A 17,006-nucleotide genomic window follows, 5' to 3' on the forward strand; every position below is an offset into this window, starting at 1 on the left:
AGGCGTCTAAAAAGCGGTCAAATAGCGAACTTTGTCATGGCCGGTCCGGCCATTTTTGTTGGCTATTCGCTGGGCCGGTTCCTGGCCGGTTACCGTTTCTGGCTGGAGAGCTCGCCGAGAAGCTTCGTCATCTCGTCATCGAGAGACGGCGGCACCTTTGCCGCCGGCTTACTCTCCGGCTTGGCGGGTTGCGGCTCGTCAAGCGAGACCTCGAGTTCCCTCATCAACGTATCGTCGATAGAATCCTGCCTTGCCGGGGAATCCTGTCTTGCCGGCGATGGCGCGTGTCGAACGGCATTGGCGTTCGCCGATCCATAGGCGGGCAGCGGCGTGATGGTCGCCGACTGATGGCTTTGCGCTGCTGGCTTCGGCGCCTGCGCCGTCTGATAGGGCCGGACAGGCGTTGGGGCCGCGCTTACCGGCTGCGGAGGCGGTGCTTGCCTCACTGGCGCAGGAGCGGGTTGAGGGGCTGGCGGCCGCGGTGCCAGCTGATGGCCGCCGCCATCTCCGGTCAGTGCAGGACGGCGCAGCGCCGACAGCCTGATGTCGCGTTCGACGACGACGTCGGTCGGACCTCCGATCAGCAGCAGGTGCTCGATATCGTCGCGGCGCACCAGCACCAACCGGCGGTGACTGTCGACAGCGGTGGCGTCCATGACGGCCAATCGTGTCTTGCGGTTCCTGCCGCCGGCGACGAATGTTCCGAAGGTCAGATTGCGGATCAGCTTGATGATAAGGAGAATGATGACCAAAAGGACAAGCGCGACAAGCGTCCACAGGATCGCCGCGGCATAACCAGGACCCGCCACGCTATCCAGCCACTGCAGCATTGGTGCCCCCAATCGTCTTTCGAAGAAGACGCGACACTAAACTGTTGCGGCAGGCCACTGCAAGTTGCCTTTCATGCTTCGTGAACAGCTTGAAACACCACACTGGATTTTCAGCAAGTTGCTGGTGTGACGAATCCGAAAATTCGCCTGGCGCTGCAGCAAGGTGACGCGAATTTCGAATTCACCACACCGGGCGCCGAACGGCCTCATTTTTAGCGGACATTTGCCGCCAAGGCCTTTTCCGGACCCTGAGAATGTGATTCAACCGGGCAGGGGCAAGTACCGGAATTCACGAGCAGGGGGCACATGGCCAAGGAAGCGCGCGGCGATTTCTATCCGGTACCGATCGTCGACCAGAACACGCGACCGGGTGCGGTAACCCGGCTCATCATCTTCATCGTTGTCTTGACGGGCGCCGCGATCGTCTTCGGCCTTTTCCGCGAGCATCTTGGCGATCCATTCCTGCTTGGAATGCTTGGTGTGCTGGCGATGATCGGCGTCGGCTTCCTGTTCGCCACCGCCATCGGCTTCGTGCAGATCACACCGCGCTCGACGAGCGACGAGCTGTCGAAAGCCTTCGTCGATTCAATGTCGCAAGGTCTTCTCGTCACCGACACCAAAGGGCGTGTCGTTTACGCCAATCGGGCCTATGCCGACATGACGGGCGCGGCGTCGGCGGCGGATCTCAAGACGGTCGAAGGGTTGCTGTCCGATGTTCCCGAGGCCTCGGTGACCATATACCGGCTCGCCTCCGGCCTGCGCGACGGCCAGCCCGGCGACGGGGAGTTTCGGCTTGCTCAATCCATTCGACCCGGCGCCGAGCCGGGCGCGCGCTGGTATCGCGCCCGCGCCCGCGCCTTCAGCGTCCCGGGCCAGCGGCTGCCTTTGCTCGCCTGGCAACTCGCCGACATCTCGGAAGAACGGGCCGAGCAGGAGCGGTTCTTCCTCGACTTGCAAAAGGCTATCGACCATCTCGACCATGCGCCGGCCGGCTTCTTTTCGGCCGACCAGGAAGGGCGCGTCACTTACATCAATGCCACGCTTGCGGAATGGCTGGGCATCGACCTGACGAGCTTCACGCCCGGTGCCGTCACGCTTCCGGAGATTGTCGCCGGCGACGGCATGGCGCTGGTCCGCTCGGTCAAGGCCGATCCCGGCACCACGCGCAACGCGGTCATCGATCTCGATCTGACGACAGTGAAGGGCGAGGCGCTGCCCGTGCGTTTCATGCATCGGGTTTCGGCCAGCCGCGAGGGCGTCAACGGTCCGACGCGCACCATCGTGCTCAACCGGACGCAAGGCGAGGACGCTTCCGCCGATCTTCGCGCCTCGGAGATACGCTTCACCCGCTTCTTCAATTCGACGCCGATGGCAATAGCGGCTGTCGACAACGGCGGACGCATCTTGCGCACCAACGCGCCTTTCCTGTCGCTGTTTTCCTCCGTCGTCGATGGGGACGCGGTCGATCGGCGCGTGCGGCTGGACACGGTGATCCATGAGCGCGACCGGCCCGCCTTTGCCGTGGCGTTTGAAAAGGCGCGACAACGGCAGGCCGACATCGAACCGATCGATACGCTGCTGCCCGGCAATGAGGAGCGGCACATGCGCTTCTACGTCAACGCGGTTGCCGACGGCACCAGCGAGGGCGCCGAAGAATCGGCCATCGTCTACGCCGTCGAAACCACCGAGCAGAAGGCGCTCGAAGGCCAGATGGCGCAAAGCCAGAAGATGCAGGCGGTCGGCCAGCTTGCCGGCGGCATTGCCCACGACTTCAACAATGTGCTGACCGCCATCATCATGGCGTCGGACCTTTTGTTGACCAACCACCGCCCGTCGGACCCGTCCTTCCCGGACATCATGAACATCAAGCAGAATGCCAACCGGGCGGCCTCGCTGGTGCGGCAGCTTCTGGCCTTCTCACGCAAGCAGACGCTGCGGCCGGAGGTGCTCAACCTGACCGATGTGCTTGCCGATCTCCGGATGCTGCTGGCCCGCCTGGTCGGCAACGACATCAAGCTGAAGGTCGATCATGGCCGCGACCTGTGGCCGGTGAAGGTCGATATCGGGCAGTTCGAGCAGGTGGTGGTCAATCTGGCGGTCAATGCGCGCGATGCGATGCCGGCCGGCGGCGACCTCACCGTGCGCACCCGGAACGTGACCACCGAGGAGAGCAAGAGCCTTTCCTACCGAGAGCTTGCGCCGGCCGACTATGTCGTGGTCGAAGTCGAAGACACCGGCAGCGGCATCGCCACCGAAGTGCTCAAGAAGATTTTCGAACCTTTCTTCACCACCAAGGAGGTCGGCAAGGGCACCGGCCTCGGCCTGTCCATGGTCTATGGCATCATCAAGCAGACGGGCGGCTACATCTTCTGCGATTCCGAAGTCGGCAAGGGATCCGTGTTCCGCATCTTCTTGCCGCGCTACATTGCAGAGGCGAGAAAGGCAGGCGAACCCGGCGAGGCGCCGGCTGCACCGGCAAAGATCGCCGACGCAGCCAAGGATTTGTCGGGCTCGGCCACGGTGCTGCTCGTCGAGGACGAGGATGCCGTGCGCATGGGCGGCATGCGAGCGTTGACGTCGCGCGGCTACACTGTCCACGAAGCGTCCTCGGGCGTCGAGGCGCTGGAAGTCTTCGAGGCGCTTGGCGGCAAGGTCGACATCGTCGTTTCCGACGTGGTGATGCCTGAAATGGACGGGCCGACGCTGCTTGGCGAATTGCGCAAGCGGCAACCGGACATCAAATTCGTCTTCGTTTCTGGTTACGCCGAGGATGCGTTCGCCAAAAACCTGCCGGCAGACGCGCATTTCGGTTTCCTGCCGAAGCCGTTTTCGCTCAAGCAACTGGCCACAATCGTGAAGGATGTGCTTGAATCTTAGGGTTTGCTAATCTCGCACTTGCGTAATGACGCGAGGCTGCCATGATTGCGGGTGAAACGGACGGCGGGTTTTGGGGAGCATGCCGTGACGCCGCACAACGAGGCAGGCAAGGGTGATTACGCCGCAACAGTGCTGTTGCCAGGCGATCCGCAACGCGCCGAATGGATGGCGCAAACCTTTCTGGAGGCGCCGCGCTGCGTCAACCGTCGCAGGGAGGCCCTCGGTTTTACCGGCCTGTTTCGCGGTAAGCCCATCAGCATCCAGGCAACGGGCATCGGTGTCCCGTCGTTCCTGATCTACGTGCATGAGCTGCTCGACTTCTACGGCGTCAGGACGCTGATCCGCACCGGTACCTGTGGCGCTCTGACCGCCGGGCTGAAACTGCGCAGCCTGGTGATCTCGCAGTCGGTACGAGGTGAGAGTGCAGAGAGCGGCCAGGTTTTCGGGCTCTACAACGATGCTGCCGCCCCCGATCCGGCACTATTCGTCCGCGCCTTGGCCAAGGCTGCCGAACTCGACATCGAGCATCAGGCCGGGCTGACGGCCTGCAGCGACATATTCTATCATCCCCAGGGACGGACCCGCTTTGCCGAGGTGCAGGCTGAAGGCGCGCTAGCGGTGGATATGGAGACCAGCGCGCTCTATCGCATCGCGGCGCATTTCGGCGCCCGGGCGCTGTCGTTGCTGACCGTCGTCGACAATGTGGTGACCGGCGAGCAAACCGACTATTCCGAGCGCCAGGCGCTTTTCACCGATATGACCCGGCTGGCGCTCGATGTTGCAGCCGAAAACTAGGCTGCTTGCCGCTTGGGCGTCGTGTGTTCTTCGATGCCTGGCCGATGGCCTTTCAGATAGAGAGCGCAGGTCGTGCGCAACATCGACGCGAAGTTTGGAATCTGGCCGTTGATCTCGATAGCCTCGTCATAGAGCTTCGAGATGAATTTCGGCGTCGTCAGACCCTGGCTGTCGGCGATCTCGTCGAGCAAAGCCCAGAACGTCGCCTCGAGCTGGATGCTGGTCGAGTGCCCGTCGATACGGATCGATCGGTTGATCTGTCGATAGCCCTCCGGATCCTGCCCGGCAAAAACCCTGCACATCGGTTACCTCCCTTCTTGTTGGCTTTGGCCATTCTTGTTGATTTTTGGGCGCAATCAGCAGTGATTCGCGCCTTTGAGCAGTGCCTATCGTGACCAATTATCTTCAGCTGGAAAGCGGAAAACAGCAATCGGACTTTCGTCCTTAAGCAGGATGCCACGCGGTCGTTAGATTAGCGCGTGGTAATCGGCTGCCACCATCTTTGCCGAAACGCGCGCATAATCATTCCGACGCGCATATGGCGCTGCTGCAAGGGAGTGTCATTTGGCGAAGGCGATCCACACTATGATCCGGGTTCTGGAAGAGGCCCGGTCCGTCGATTTCTACCGGAAAGCCTTTGGGATGGATGTCGCCGAACGACTCGATTTCGATACTTTCACGCTCGTCTATCTGAGCAATGCCGAGGCGGAGTTCGAGCTCGAGCTCACCGTCAACAAGGGCCGTGAAGAGCCTTATGCGCTCGGTGAGGGCTACGGCCATCTCGCGGTTTCGGTCATCGATCTGGACAGCGAACACGACCGGCTTGGCGCGCTTGGCCTGAACCCGAAAAAGATCGTCGAGTTCAATCGCGACGGAGCGCTGCTCGCGCGCTTCTTCTTCATCGAGGATCCCGACGGCTACAAGATCGAGGTCCTGCAGCGTCGGGGCCGGTTCAAATAGGAGATATCGCGGCCGCGCCGACCTGCGCGGCGCCAGCAACGGCACCTTCACGGTGCAAATAGCAAGCAAGGGAGGAAGAAATGGTCACGATTTACGAAAGCAAGCCCGGGCTGTCGCGCCGCGAGCTTCTGAAACGCGGCGGTGTCGGCGCATTGCTGGTCATTTCAGGCAGCGCCGTCATCAGTCCGCAACATGCCTGGGGTCTCCAAACATCCGCGCTAAAGCCCGAAACCATGGCGACCCTGATCCAGATGGCGCGCGACATCTATCCGCACGACCAGGTGCCTGACAAATATTACGCAATCGCCGTCAAGGCCCACGATGAGCAGGCAGGCAAAGACCCGGCCCACAAGGATCTCATCGAAAAGGGCATCGCCGATCTCGACCTGAAGTCTGGCAAGGACGGCTACACCGGTCTCGGCTGGGAGGAGCAGCGCGTCGCGGTGCTGAGAGAGATCGAGGACACGCCGTTCTTCCAGGCGGTCCGCGGCGGACTTGTCGTCGGCCTCTACAACCAGAAGGAGGTCTGGCCGATTTTTGGCTACGAAGGCGAGTCCTACTCCAAGGGCGGCTACATGGCGCGCGGGTTCGACGATATCGAGTGGCTCTGAGCCTCTCGTCGCAACCGCACACAACAGACATCATGGGAGGAAACCATGGCAGCACCATTTGATCTTAAGAGCGATGGCGTGGTCGTCATCATCGGCTCGGGCGCCGGCGGCGGCACGCTCGGCAATGAACTCGCCCAGAAGGGCATCGATGTTGTCATCCTGGAGGCGGGCGCCCGCCACGAATACGAGGATTTCATCAACGACGAGTGGGATTCATTCGCCCAGCTCGCCTGGACGGACAAGCGCACGACCTCGGGCGACTGGCGGGTGGCGAAGGATTTTCCAAACTTGCCGGCCTGGATCGTCAAGTCGGTCGGCGGTTCGACCACGCATTGGGCGGGTGCCTCGCTGCGCTTACAGGAGCACGAATTCAAGACGCTCGCGACCTACGGAAAGCTGGAAGGCGCCAACCTGCTCGACTGGCCGATCACGCTTGCCGATCTTGAACCCTACTACGCAAGAGCCGAAGACAAGCTCGGCGTGACGCTCACCAACAACATCCCAGGCCTTCCCGGCAACAACAACTTCAAGGTGATGAAGGCCGGCGCCGACAAGCTCGGCTACAAGGAGTGCCACACCGGCCGGATGGCGATCAATTCCGAGCCGCGCGACGACCGCAATGCCTGCCAGCAAACCGGCTTCTGCTTCCAAGGCTGCAAATGGGGCGCCAAATGGTCGACGCTGTATACCGAAATCCCGAAGGGCGAGGCGACCGGCCATCTCGAGGTCAGGCCGAATGCCATGGCTATCAAGATCAACCACGATGCGTCGGGCAAGGTGACCGGCGTCGTCTATGCCGACAAGGACGGCAAGCTTCAGGAACAGAAGGCCCGCATTGTCGCCGTCGCCGGAAACTCGATCGAGAGCCCACGGCTGCTGCTCAATTCGGCATCGAGCCAGTTTCCCGACGGCCTTGCCAATTCGTCGGGACAGGTCGGCAAGAACTACATGCGCCACACCACGGGCTCGGTCTACGGCATCTTCGACAAACCGGTGCATATGTATCGCGGCACCACCATGGCCGGTATCATCCGCGACGAAGCCCGCAACGATCCCTCGCGCGGCTTCGTCGGCGGCTACGAGTTGGAGACGCTGTCGCTCGGCCTGCCGTTCATGGCCGCCTTCCTCGATCCCGGCGGATGGGGACGTTCCTTCACCACGGCGCTCGACCACTACGACCATATGGCCGGCATGTGGATCGTCGGCGAAGACATGCCACGCGAGGAAAACCGCATCACTCTGCATGCCGATATCAAGGACGAGCACGGCATGCCGGTGGCGGATGTCCATTTTGACGACCATGCCAACGACACCGCGATGCGCAACCACGCCTACAAACAGGGCTCGGCGCTGTACGCGGCGGTCGGGGCGACGCGGACCTTCCCGACGCCGCCCTATCCGTCGACCCACAATCTCGGCACCAACCGGATGAGCGAAAAGGCGGCCGACGGGGTCGTCAACAAGCATGGCCAGGCGCACGACATCAAGAACCTGTTCGTGTCGGACGGCAGCCAGTTCACCACCGGCGGTGCTGAAAATCCGACATTGACGATCGTGTCGCTGGCGATCCGTCAGGCCGATTATATCGCTGAACAGATGTCGGCTAAGAGCATCTAGCCGTAGCCCTCCCGGCTGCCTGCTAGCGCGGAGCCTCGCAAGGTTCCGCGCCTCTTTTTGTCGTCGCTCAACGCTTCGTGCAGGTCGAGGCGGTGAAGGCGCCGTCAGGCTGCTTCATGATGATGTCGAAGGATGGGCTGGTTTGGCCGTCCAGGGTGGCTTGCGTAAGCGAGATCGAGTTGCCGCCGGTCGTGTAGCCGCCCAACGGGCCTAGCCAGGTGATCTCGCCGTTTGCATTCATCTGATAATTGTAAGCCTGCGGAGCGGTCCCGAAGGTCACCGGGCCGCTATAGACGTTTCCTTTGATGGTGATATCGCCAAGGCTGAGAAACATGCCAAGCAGATAGACTTCGCAGTGATAGGTGCCGTCGGGCAATTTGCCGTCGGTGAAGTCGGCGTGTGCGCCGCCGGTGGCCGCAGCCAGGAGCACTATGCTGACAATACGAGAAATCCTGGGGGCCATGACGTCGCTCTTTTGAAGATCGAACTTGCCCCATTTTCCTGCAGCGCTGCAACGGTTCGCACTCGTCGATGTGTCGTTGCTCAAAAAAAGTGCATTAGTTGGCATGTGAGAAAAATTTAGGCGGCGGCGGGTCATTTTCTCTCAAGCAGAACCCCGGCGGCGGCGCTCATCTTTAGCGGCTAATATATTAACCAGCTGATAGAGCTAGGAAATCTCAGCCCACTCAATTTTGCTCCTGCGGTTGGCACAGCCGTTGCATGTTCTGTTTGCGATGCGATCAACCAGCTTGGGAGTTTGAAATATGAGGGGCAGTTTCTCGACAATAACAAAAATGTTTTCGGCAGGCGTGGTCACGGCCGGCCTGCTGATGAGCGTCCCCGCCAGAGCGGCTGACGACACGATCAAGGTGGGCATTCTCCATTCGCTGTCGGGGACCATGGCGATTTCGGAGACGACGCTGAAGGACGCCATGCTGATGCTCATCGAAGAGCAGAATGCAAAGGGCGGCCTGCTTGGCAAGAAACTCGAAGCGGTCGTCGTCGATCCGGCTTCCAACTGGCCGCTGTTCGCCGAAAAGGCGCGCGAGCTGATCTCCAAGGACAAGGTCGCGGCGGTGTTCGGTTGCTGGACGTCAGTGTCGCGCAAGTCGGTGCTGCCGGTGTTCAGCGAGCTCGACAACATCCTGTTCTATCCCGTCCAGTATGAGGGCGAGGAGAGCGAACGCAACGTGTTCTACACCGGTGCGGCGCCGAACCAGCAGGCCATTCCGGCCGTCGACTATCTGATGAGCGAGGATGGCGGTTCGGTGAAGCGCTGGGTGCTTGAAGGCACCGACTACGTCTATCCGCGCACCACCAACAAGATCCTCGAGGCCTATCTGAAGGCCAAGGGCGTCGCCGCCGAAGACATCATGGTCAACTACACGCCGTTCGGCTTCTCCGATTGGCAGACCGAGGTCTCGGCGATCAAGAAGTTCGGCTCGGCCGGCAAGAAGACCGCCGTCGTCTCGACCGTCAATGGCGACGCCAACGTGCCGTTCTACAAGGAACTCGGCAACCAGGGCATCAAGGCCGAGGATATCCCGGTCATGGCCTTCTCGGTCGGCGAGGAAGAGCTTGCCGGTCTCGACACCACGCCGCTCGTCGGCCATCTCGCCGCCTGGAATTACTTCCAGAGCATCGACACGCCGGAGAATGCGAAGTTCATTGCCGACTGGCACAAGTTCATCAAGAACGACAAGCGCACCACCAACGACCCGATGGAAGCCCACTATGTCGGCTTCAACATGTGGGTGAAGGCTGTCGAGAAGGCCGGCACCACTGATCCTGACAAAGTCATCGACGCCGTGGTCGGCGTCTCGGTGCCGAACCTGACCGGTGGTTATTCGACCATGATGCCGAACCACCACATCACCAAGCCGGTGCTAATCGGCGAAATCCAGGCCGACGGCCAGTTCGAGACCGTCTCGCAGACGCCCGGCCTGGTGATGGGCGACGAGTGGTCCGACTACTTGCCTGATTCCAAGGACCTGATCTCCGATTGGCGCGCGCCTCTGTCCTGCGGCAACTTCAATGTCGCTACCGGCAAGTGCGGCGGCAAGGGAACCAACTGATCCTCCCGGGTCTGACGGTCGTGGATTTCTCCACGACCTAGACCGCGAAGCGTCCGGGCGAGCTCCTCCTCTCCTCGAGTCCGCCCGGACGCGAATTTCAACCCTTCGAGAGCCTCCAGAAACCGATGACCTTCATCCGCGCAATTGGGCTGACGCTGCTGCTCCTCTTGGGGATGCTGTCGCCGTCGAATGCTGCCGAAGCGGATCTGCGTGCCATCATCGCCAAATTCGCCACTGCCTCGAATTTTTCGGCGATCGAAGCTGTCGTGCGCGAGCTCGCGGCCACCGGTGATACCGCCGTCGAGCGCCCGCTTGGCGCGCTTGCGGAGGGCGATCTTTACGTCCGCAAGACCGATTCGCAGGTTTTCATCGGTAAGGAAGGTGGCGGTAGCGTTGAGCTGCTCGACCCGCTGAGCGGTGAAAAGTCCGGCGATGCGGCCAAGGGCGAGATCACCAAGATCAAGGTCAACAATACGCTGCGCCGCGCCGTCCGCGATGCTTTGGGCACGCTGACGCTCGGCGCGAAAGACCCGGCTGCGCGCATCGCTGCCGCTGACACCATGTTCAAGACGCCCGATGCCACAAATATCGAGCCACTCGATGCCGCAATCGCCAGCGAAACGGTGGCAAGCGTCAAAGCGCTGCTCGAACAGGCCCGCGCCGCATCCGTTCTGGTGTCGGACAGGCCGGAGGCCGACAAGCTGGCGGCGATCGCCCTGATCGGCGCGCGCGGCGACCGCGACGCGCTGTCCCTGCTCACCTCCGTCGAGGCCAATTCCGAGGGCGCGGTCAAGGACGCGGCGACGGCGGCGATCGCCAACATCAATTCGACGCTGGCGCTGTGGGATGCTGGCCAGAACATCTGGTACGGCATTTCGCTGGGGTCGGTGCTGCTGCTGGCAGCGATTGGCCTTGCCATCACCTTCGGCGTCATGGGTGTCATCAACATGGCGCATGGCGAAATGGTGATGCTCGGCGCCTACACGACCTTTGTCGTGCAGGAAGTGATCCGCAATTCCTTTCCCGGCCTGTTCGACTGGTCGCTGGCCATCGCACTGCCGCTCGCCTTCCTCGTCGCGGCGCTCGTCGGCCTCGTCATCGAACGCGGCGTCATCCGTTTCCTCTACGGCCGCCCGCTGGAGACGCTGCTGGCGACATGGGGTGTCTCGCTGATCCTGCAGCAGGCCGTGCGCACCATCTTCGGGCCGACGAACCAGGAAGTCGGCAATCCGTCATGGATGTCCGGATCATTCGATATCGGCCAGCTTGCCGTGACCTGGAACCGGCTCTGGATACTGGTATTCTCGCTCGGCGTGTTCGCGGTGCTGCTCTATGTGATGAAGCGCACGCCCTGGGGCCTGCAGATGCGCGCCGTCACCGCCAACCGCCGCATGGCCGCGTCGATGGGCATCAGAACGCCATGGGTCGACGCGCTGACCTTTGCATTGGGGTCCGGCATAGCTGGCATTGCCGGCGTCGCGCTCAGCCAGATCGACAATGTCTCGCCCAATCTCGGCCGCGGCTACATCATCGACAGCTTCATGGTCGTCGTCTTCGGCGGCGTCGGCAATCTCTGGGGCACGCTGGTCGGTGCCTTCTCGCTCGGCATCGTCAACAAGTTCCTCGAACCATATGCCGGTGCAGTCCTCGGCAAGATCGTCGTCCTGGTCCTCATCATCCTGTTCATCCAGAAACGCCCGCGCGGCCTGTTCGCGCTGAAGGGCAGATCGGTGGAAGCATGATCACGGGACGCTTCTTCGCCGCTGGCGCCGACCGCCGCATCGCCATCACGATCTTCATCCTGCTGACGGTCGCCATCGTCGTGCCGCTGCTCAATCTTGCGGTCTCGCCGACAAGTGCGTTCTACGTGCCGTCCTATATCGTCGCGCTTACCGGGAAATATCTCTGCTACGCGCTGCTCGCCTTGGCGCTCGATCTCGTCTGGGGCTATTGCGGCATCCTCTCGCTCGGCCACGGCGCCTTCTTCGCGCTCGGCGGCTATGCGATGGGCATGTACCTGATGCGCCAGATCGGCTCGCGCGGCGTCTACGGCAATCCGCTGCTGCCGGATTTCATGGTGTTCCTGAACTACAAGGAATTGCCGTGGTTCTGGTACGGTTTCGACCATTTCTGGTTTGCCGCGATCATGGTGCTTGCGGTGCCCGGCCTGCTCGCCTTCGTCTTCGGCTGGTTCGCCTTCCGCAGCCGCGTCACCGGCGTCTATCTGTCGATCATCACCCAGGCGATGACCTATGCGCTGCTGCTCGCGTTTTTCCGCAACGACATGGGTTTCGGCGGCAATAATGGCCTGACCGATTTCAAGGATATTCTCGGCTTCAACGTGCAGGCCGATGCAACACGCTCGGCATTGTTCGCGGCCAGCGCCGTCACGCTCGCGCTCGCCGTCTACGTCACCTGGGCAATCGTCGGTTCAAAATACGGCAAGCTGCTGATGGCGGTGCGCGACGCCGAGAGCCGCACGCGCTTTCTCGGCTGGCGGGCGGAGAACGTCAAACTGTTCGCCTTCACCGTGTCAGCTGTCATGGCCGGCATTGCCGGTGCGCTCTACGTGCCGCAGGTCGGCATCATCAATCCGGGCGAGTTCGAACCGTCCAATTCGATCGAGGTCGTGGTATGGGCGGCCGTCGGCGGGCGCGGCACCATCGTCGGGCCGATCATCGGCGCGCTCGTGGTCAATGCCGGCAAATCCTGGTTCACCGGCGTGCTGCCGGAGTTCTGGCTGTTTGCGCTGGGCGGACTGTTTGTCGCCGTCACGCTGTTCCTGCCCAAGGGCATTATCGGCATGTGGGATTCCTGGCGCGGCAATGCCAAGGCGCTGCGCGCGGCATCCATCGCCGAGGAAGCCGGCACCGATCCTGACGTCCCGGCGCCGCCGAAGGTCGTTCGCGGTGCCGCGAGAACGCCTGGCGACTGGTCTGGATCCAGCCCCGAACCGCAGCCGGCGGAGTGAGCGATGTCGAAGAGCAACACCATCCTCTATCTCGACGGCGTCTCGGTTTCCTTCGACGGCTTTCGCGCCATCAATAATCTGTCGCTGGTGCTCGACAAGGGCGAGATGCGCGCGATCATCGGCCCCAACGGCGCCGGCAAGACCACGATGATGGACATTGTCACCGGCAAGACGCGGCCCGACGCGGGCGAGGTTTATTTCGACGGCGAGGTCGACCTGACGAAACATGACGAGGCCGAGATCGCCATGATGGGCATCGGCAGGAAATTCCAGAAGCCGACCGTCTTCGAAAGCCACACGATCGAGGAGAATCTGATGCTGGCGCTGAAAGGCCCGCGCTCGATCTTCCCGGCACTGTTCCATCGCCGGTCGGCCGCGGAAGTGCGGCAGATCGACGACATCCTCGGCATCATCCGGCTCGGCGACAAACGCGACGAAATCGCAGCCAATCTCAGCCACGGACAAAAGCAATGGCTGGAGATCGGCATGCTGCTGGCGCAGGATCCGAAGCTGCTGCTGGTCGACGAACCGGTCGCCGGCATGACCGATGCCGAGACCGAGGAGACCGCGCGGCTGCTCAAGGATATTGCGCGCGACCATTCGGTCATCGTCGTCGAGCACGACATGCATTTCGTGCGCGAGCTCGGCGTCAAGGTCACCTGCCTGCACGAAGGCTCGGTCTTGTCCGAAGGCTCGCTCGATTTCGTCTCGGCCGACGAGCGTGTCGTCGAAGTCTATCTGGGGAGATGATCATGGTCTGGCGCGTTCCGTTTCATCATTTCGACCTTTCGTTCTTCAGGCGTTGGAGAAGGCGCTGACCATGCTCGAAGTCTCCAACGCCACGCTCCACTATGGCGCCGCCCAGGCGCTGCGCGGCGTCTCGCTGAAGGCCGGCGCGGGCAAGATCACCTGCGTGCTCGGCCGCAACGGCGTCGGCAAAACCAGTTTGATGAGATCGATCGTCGGCCACCACCGGCTGACGAGCGGAAGTGTTGCCTTCGAGGGGAAGGCGCTCGACCGGAGCGCGGCGTATGATCGCGCCCGGTCGGGCATCGCATTCGTGCCGCAGGGCAGGGAGATCTTCCCGCTGCTCACTGTGCGGGAAAACCTCGAATCGGGCTTTGCGCCATTGAAGCGCGCCGATCGCAACATTCCCGGCCACATCTTCGAATTGTTCCCGGTGCTGAAGCAGATGCTCGGCCGCCGGGGCGGTGATCTTTCCGGCGGCCAGCAGCAGCAGCTTGCCATCGGCAGGGCGCTGGTGATGCGGCCGAAGCTGCTGGTGCTCGACGAGCCGACCGAAGGTATCCAGCCGTCGATCATCAAGGATATCGGTCGCGCCATCCGCTATCTGCGCGACCAGGCAGGCATCGCTGTGCTGCTGGTCGAACAGTACCTCGATTTCTGCCGTGAACTGGCGGACGAGGTCAACATCATGGACCGCGGCCTGATCGTCCACACCGGCCCGGCCGAGGATCTCGACCGCGCGGACGTCAGGAAATTCCTGACCGTTTAGTATCGCAAACCTCTAGAATTAGCCGAACCATCCCTCCCTTCGTCATCCTGGGGCGAAGCAAGGAGCGAAGCGACGCGGCGCAGACCCCAGGATCCATGCCGTGCCGTCAGTCAAAGAATGCAGCGGTCAAGAACAGAAGCCGTTTTCCGGCGCACACCATCCTGGATTCTGTGCCGTTGTGACGCTCGGAAGTTTCGGCATGGATCCTTGGGTCTTCGCTCCGCTTCGCGTCGCTGCGCCCAAGGATGACGAAATCACGAAGGTCTACTAGATTTTCTTCAATCACATCGTTTGCAACTCTAGCGCGCCGAAGATTGCATGCTAATCTTTACTTGGCCTTGTTGAGTCGGCCGCTTCCGTATCAGTCTCGTTGACAGATCAAGGGTGAGGCGCAGGCTCAGCCGCATGTTCCATGCAGGCCGCCTCCTTCTTGTGATCTGATCGTTGTTCAACGCTTGTGGGCACTTGGCCCGGGACAGCCGATGGAACGTTACGTCGAGGACTACCAAAAACGACGGCTCACCGAGCGCGTTGACATCATGACCGCCATCAACATCCTGAAATCGCAGGGATATGACCACGACGAGCTGATTGCGGAGATCACCAAGGTCTTCTACGTCGATCTCGATGCCTACAACGAGGTCGTCATGGCGGCATAAGAGCTGGCGGAGGGGCGGCTTGCCCTATGCCGCCAAGCGGCTAGCTTGCGCGTCGGAAGGTTGAGGCCGCGACGCGGTTGCGACCGCCGCGCTTGGCGGCATAGAGCGCCTTGTCGGCGGCGCTGAGCACCTTGTCGAAGTTCATGCCGTCCTTGCTGCCGAAAGCGTATCCGGCGCTGACCGTACATGTCAGGTGACGGGTTTCGGTCTCGATGACACGCGCGGCGAAGGCGGTGCGTATACGCTCGGCGGTGAACTCCACCGCTTCGGGCAGGGTGCGCTTCAGAACCAGCGCGAATTCCTCTCCGCCCATGCGCGCGGCGACATCGGTCGGGCGAAGGTTCTCGACGAGTTCCTTGGCGAACACCTTCAGCACCTGATCGCCCGTGGCGTGGCCGAATTCGTCATTGATGGCCTTGAAGCCGTCGAGGTCGAACACGACCACCGCCGTGAAAGCCCCGATCGGGGCGCCGCCGTTGAGGTCGAACAGAGCGCGGCGATTGAGCAGGCCGGTCAGCGGATCGGTCAGCGCATCCAGACGGTGATGTCGGGCCAGGCGACCCTGGTTGAGCGCCAGCGAAAGGGCACCGATGCCGGTCATGCTGGCGATGACAATGACGAGGCTCAGATCTTCGGCCCAGTTGCTCGGCGCATGTCCGAGGACAAGCTTCCCATCCCACGCAAGAGCCACGGCGCACAGCACAAAGGAAACGCCGGTGGCCGAGTAGAGCACGGCGAGGCCGATGATCGGGACAGGGGCTTCGGTGCGCCCGATCCAGTACTGATAAGCCGTTGCAAACAGAAGCAAGGCGGCAAGGAGATTTTCGAACATGAAGCCGAGCCCGTCATATCCGAGCGCCATCGGCGGCAGCGCCAGGGCAAGCGTGATGCAGCTGCCGAGAACCGTCAGCGGGATCGGCGATCGGCCTGACCTGAACTGGTAGGCGGCACCCAGCATGGTCGAGAACCCTACAAGGAGCAGCGCGAACGTCGCAATGCCGAGTATGCGTCCCGGCGTCTCGATATAATCCTGGTAGATAAAAACATCGCCGACGACCAACAAAGCGCTGATCGCCCATGTCAGCAGAAACTTTTCGGTTCGTGCTGTCAGCCAGATGCCGAACAATGTCAGGCTCAGGCAGGCGGCGGAAAAACCGACAGCCAGCAGAAGTGAGTGGTAGTCAAGCGACATGCCCTAACCCGCGGCTGCCCTAGCTCCGCGGATTCATGCAGCAAGGAGGTATCGATAAGGTTACGATGGTGGTGAAGATGTCACAATCGAGGCCGTCAGCCTGTGACGCGCTTCATCAGTGCGATGGCGCCGAAGGGCGCACGGACCTTGCCTTCGGTGATGAAGTAGACGAACACATCGCGCGGTTTTACCGGTGCGTCGGTCGACGGATCGGCGCGCGGTAGGTCGGCCGGCACCTTGCCTCCCGCCCAGGTTTTTGCGCGCGCCGCCCATTCGTCGAGCGCCTTTGGCGTGTAGCAGTCGGGATTGTCGTCGCTGCCGGTCTGCAACCGGGCATAGATGAAATCGCCGGTGACATCGGCGATCCCAGGATATTTGGCGTGGTCGGCGTAGACGATCGCGACCTTGTATTTGCGCAGCAGCGCGGCGAATTCCGGCACGATGAAGCTGTCGTTGCGCACCTCCACCGCATGGCGCAGGGCCACGCCGTCCTGCTTTTCAGGCAAAAGCTTGAGGAAGGCCTCGAAATCGTCCGGGTCGAATTTTTTGGTTGGCGCGAATTGCCACAGGATCGGCCCGAGCTTATCGCCGAGCGCGGCGACGCCCGACCCCAGGAAGCGCATCATGGACTCGCCGGCCTCGCCGAGCACGCGGCGGTTGGTGACGAAGCGGTTGCCCTTCAGCGAATAGACGAAGCCATCCGGCGCCTCACCAGCCCATTTGACGAAGGTCGGCTCCTTGAAGCTCGAATAATAGGTGCCGTTGACCTCTATGCTCGGCACCTGCCGGGTTGCGTAGTGCAACTGCTTCGCCTTGGACAGCTTGTCCGGATAGAAGGACGTGTCCCACGGCTCGAAGGTCCAGCCGCCCATGCCGGCGCGGATTTTTCCTGATTGGGTCATT

General features: G+C 61.8%; 16 protein-coding genes. 11 read left to right on the top strand and 5 right to left on the bottom strand.

Features of this window, described 5'->3' with window-relative positions; all coding sequences use genetic code 11:
• Nucleotides 1-89: 89 nt before the first annotated feature.
• The gene (locus EN885_RS19605; RefSeq protein WP_164547196.1) at nt 90-830 is read right to left on the bottom strand and encodes a flagellar biosynthetic protein FliO; all 741 of its coding nucleotides are present in this window, start codon (nt 828-830) and stop codon (nt 90-92) included.
• A 306-nt stretch (nt 831-1,136) separates the two neighbouring features.
• Here EN885_RS19605 and EN885_RS19610 point away from each other — a divergent pair, with 306 nt between their 5' ends.
• Both EN885_RS19610 and EN885_RS19615 read left to right on the top strand, forming a co-directional pair.
• Nucleotides 1,137-3,707 carry a PAS domain-containing sensor histidine kinase gene (locus EN885_RS19610; RefSeq protein WP_128242540.1) on the top strand — a complete coding sequence of 857 codons (2,571 nt, stop codon included), beginning with the start codon at nt 1,137-1,139 and terminating at the stop codon, nt 3,705-3,707.
• 84 nt (nt 3,708-3,791) lie between these two features.
• Complete coding sequence (locus tag EN885_RS19615) at nt 3,792-4,502, top strand: DeoD-type purine-nucleoside phosphorylase (RefSeq protein ID WP_128242541.1); 711 nt, start codon at nt 3,792-3,794, stop codon at nt 4,500-4,502.
• On the opposite strand, the gene EN885_RS19620 is transcribed toward EN885_RS19615, so the two are convergent.
• Nucleotides 4,499-4,804: a ribbon-helix-helix domain-containing protein gene (locus EN885_RS19620; RefSeq protein ID WP_126106434.1), complete on the bottom strand. Its 306-nt coding sequence runs from the start codon at nt 4,802-4,804 to the stop codon at nt 4,499-4,501. The two genes, EN885_RS19615 and EN885_RS19620, sit on opposite strands and share 4 nt — an antisense overlap.
• A gap of 262 nt (nt 4,805-5,066) precedes the next feature.
• Here EN885_RS19620 and EN885_RS19625 point away from each other — a divergent pair, with 262 nt between their 5' ends.
• The 3 genes from EN885_RS19625 (at nt 5,067) to EN885_RS19635 (ending at nt 7,690) form a co-directional block, all read left to right on the top strand.
• The gene (locus EN885_RS19625) at nt 5,067-5,462 is read left to right on the top strand and encodes a VOC family protein (RefSeq protein ID WP_127204128.1); all 396 of its coding nucleotides are present in this window, start codon (nt 5,067-5,069) and stop codon (nt 5,460-5,462) included.
• A gap of 80 nt (nt 5,463-5,542) precedes the next feature.
• Nucleotides 5,543-6,073 carry a gluconate 2-dehydrogenase subunit 3 family protein gene (locus EN885_RS19630; protein WP_127204127.1) on the top strand — a complete coding sequence of 177 codons (531 nt, stop codon included), beginning with the start codon at nt 5,543-5,545 and terminating at the stop codon, nt 6,071-6,073.
• Nucleotides 6,074-6,118: 45 nt separating this feature from the next.
• Complete coding sequence (locus EN885_RS19635; RefSeq protein WP_127291611.1) at nt 6,119-7,690, top strand: GMC family oxidoreductase; 1,572 nt, start codon at nt 6,119-6,121, stop codon at nt 7,688-7,690.
• A 67-nt stretch (nt 7,691-7,757) separates the two neighbouring features.
• Here the strand turns inward: EN885_RS19635 and EN885_RS19640 are convergent, their stop codons facing one another.
• Nucleotides 7,758-8,153, bottom strand: a complete 396-nt coding sequence (locus tag EN885_RS19640) for a hypothetical protein (RefSeq protein WP_127291800.1) — start codon at nt 8,151-8,153, stop codon at nt 7,758-7,760.
• 301 nt (nt 8,154-8,454) lie between these two features.
• On the opposite strand from EN885_RS19640, the gene urtA reads away from it, so the two are divergent.
• The 6 genes from urtA to EN885_RS19670 all read left to right on the top strand — a co-directional run bounded on the left by urtA (nt 8,455) and on the right by EN885_RS19670 (nt 14,911).
• The gene (urtA, locus tag EN885_RS19645) at nt 8,455-9,765 is read left to right on the top strand and encodes an urea ABC transporter substrate-binding protein (protein ID WP_095485318.1); all 1,311 of its coding nucleotides are present in this window, start codon (nt 8,455-8,457) and stop codon (nt 9,763-9,765) included.
• Nucleotides 9,766-9,890: 125 nt separating this feature from the next.
• The gene (gene urtB, locus EN885_RS19650; RefSeq protein ID WP_095485317.1) at nt 9,891-11,507 is read left to right on the top strand and encodes an urea ABC transporter permease subunit UrtB; all 1,617 of its coding nucleotides are present in this window, start codon (nt 9,891-9,893) and stop codon (nt 11,505-11,507) included.
• Entirely contained in the window at nt 11,504-12,736 is a 1,233-nt protein-coding gene (gene urtC / locus EN885_RS19655) for an urea ABC transporter permease subunit UrtC (RefSeq protein ID WP_127291614.1), read from the top strand. The genes urtB and urtC overlap by 4 nt, the downstream gene beginning before the upstream one ends.
• A 3-nt stretch (nt 12,737-12,739) precedes the next feature.
• The gene (gene urtD, locus EN885_RS19660) at nt 12,740-13,486 is read left to right on the top strand and encodes an urea ABC transporter ATP-binding protein UrtD (RefSeq protein WP_095485315.1); all 747 of its coding nucleotides are present in this window, start codon (nt 12,740-12,742) and stop codon (nt 13,484-13,486) included.
• Between the two features lie 70 nt (nt 13,487-13,556).
• Nucleotides 13,557-14,252: an urea ABC transporter ATP-binding subunit UrtE gene (gene urtE / locus EN885_RS19665; protein WP_095485572.1), complete on the top strand. Its 696-nt coding sequence runs from the start codon at nt 13,557-13,559 to the stop codon at nt 14,250-14,252.
• A gap of 482 nt (nt 14,253-14,734) precedes the next feature.
• Nucleotides 14,735-14,911: a hypothetical protein gene (locus tag EN885_RS19670; protein WP_095485313.1), complete on the top strand. Its 177-nt coding sequence runs from the start codon at nt 14,735-14,737 to the stop codon at nt 14,909-14,911.
• A 40-nt stretch (nt 14,912-14,951) separates the two neighbouring features.
• Here the strand turns inward: EN885_RS19670 and EN885_RS19675 are convergent, their stop codons facing one another.
• Complete coding sequence (locus EN885_RS19675; protein WP_128242542.1) at nt 14,952-16,103, bottom strand: GGDEF domain-containing protein; 1,152 nt, start codon at nt 16,101-16,103, stop codon at nt 14,952-14,954.
• A gap of 95 nt (nt 16,104-16,198) precedes the next feature.
• Nucleotides 16,199-17,005, bottom strand: a complete 807-nt coding sequence (locus EN885_RS19680; protein WP_127291620.1) for a DUF72 domain-containing protein — start codon at nt 17,003-17,005, stop codon at nt 16,199-16,201.
• Nucleotide 17,006: the final 1 nt, after the last annotated feature.

The organism is Mesorhizobium sp. M6A.T.Cr.TU.014.01.1.1 (genome assembly GCF_004022765.1).
GTDB classification, from domain to species: Bacteria; Pseudomonadota; Alphaproteobacteria; order Rhizobiales; family Rhizobiaceae; genus Mesorhizobium; species Mesorhizobium mediterraneum.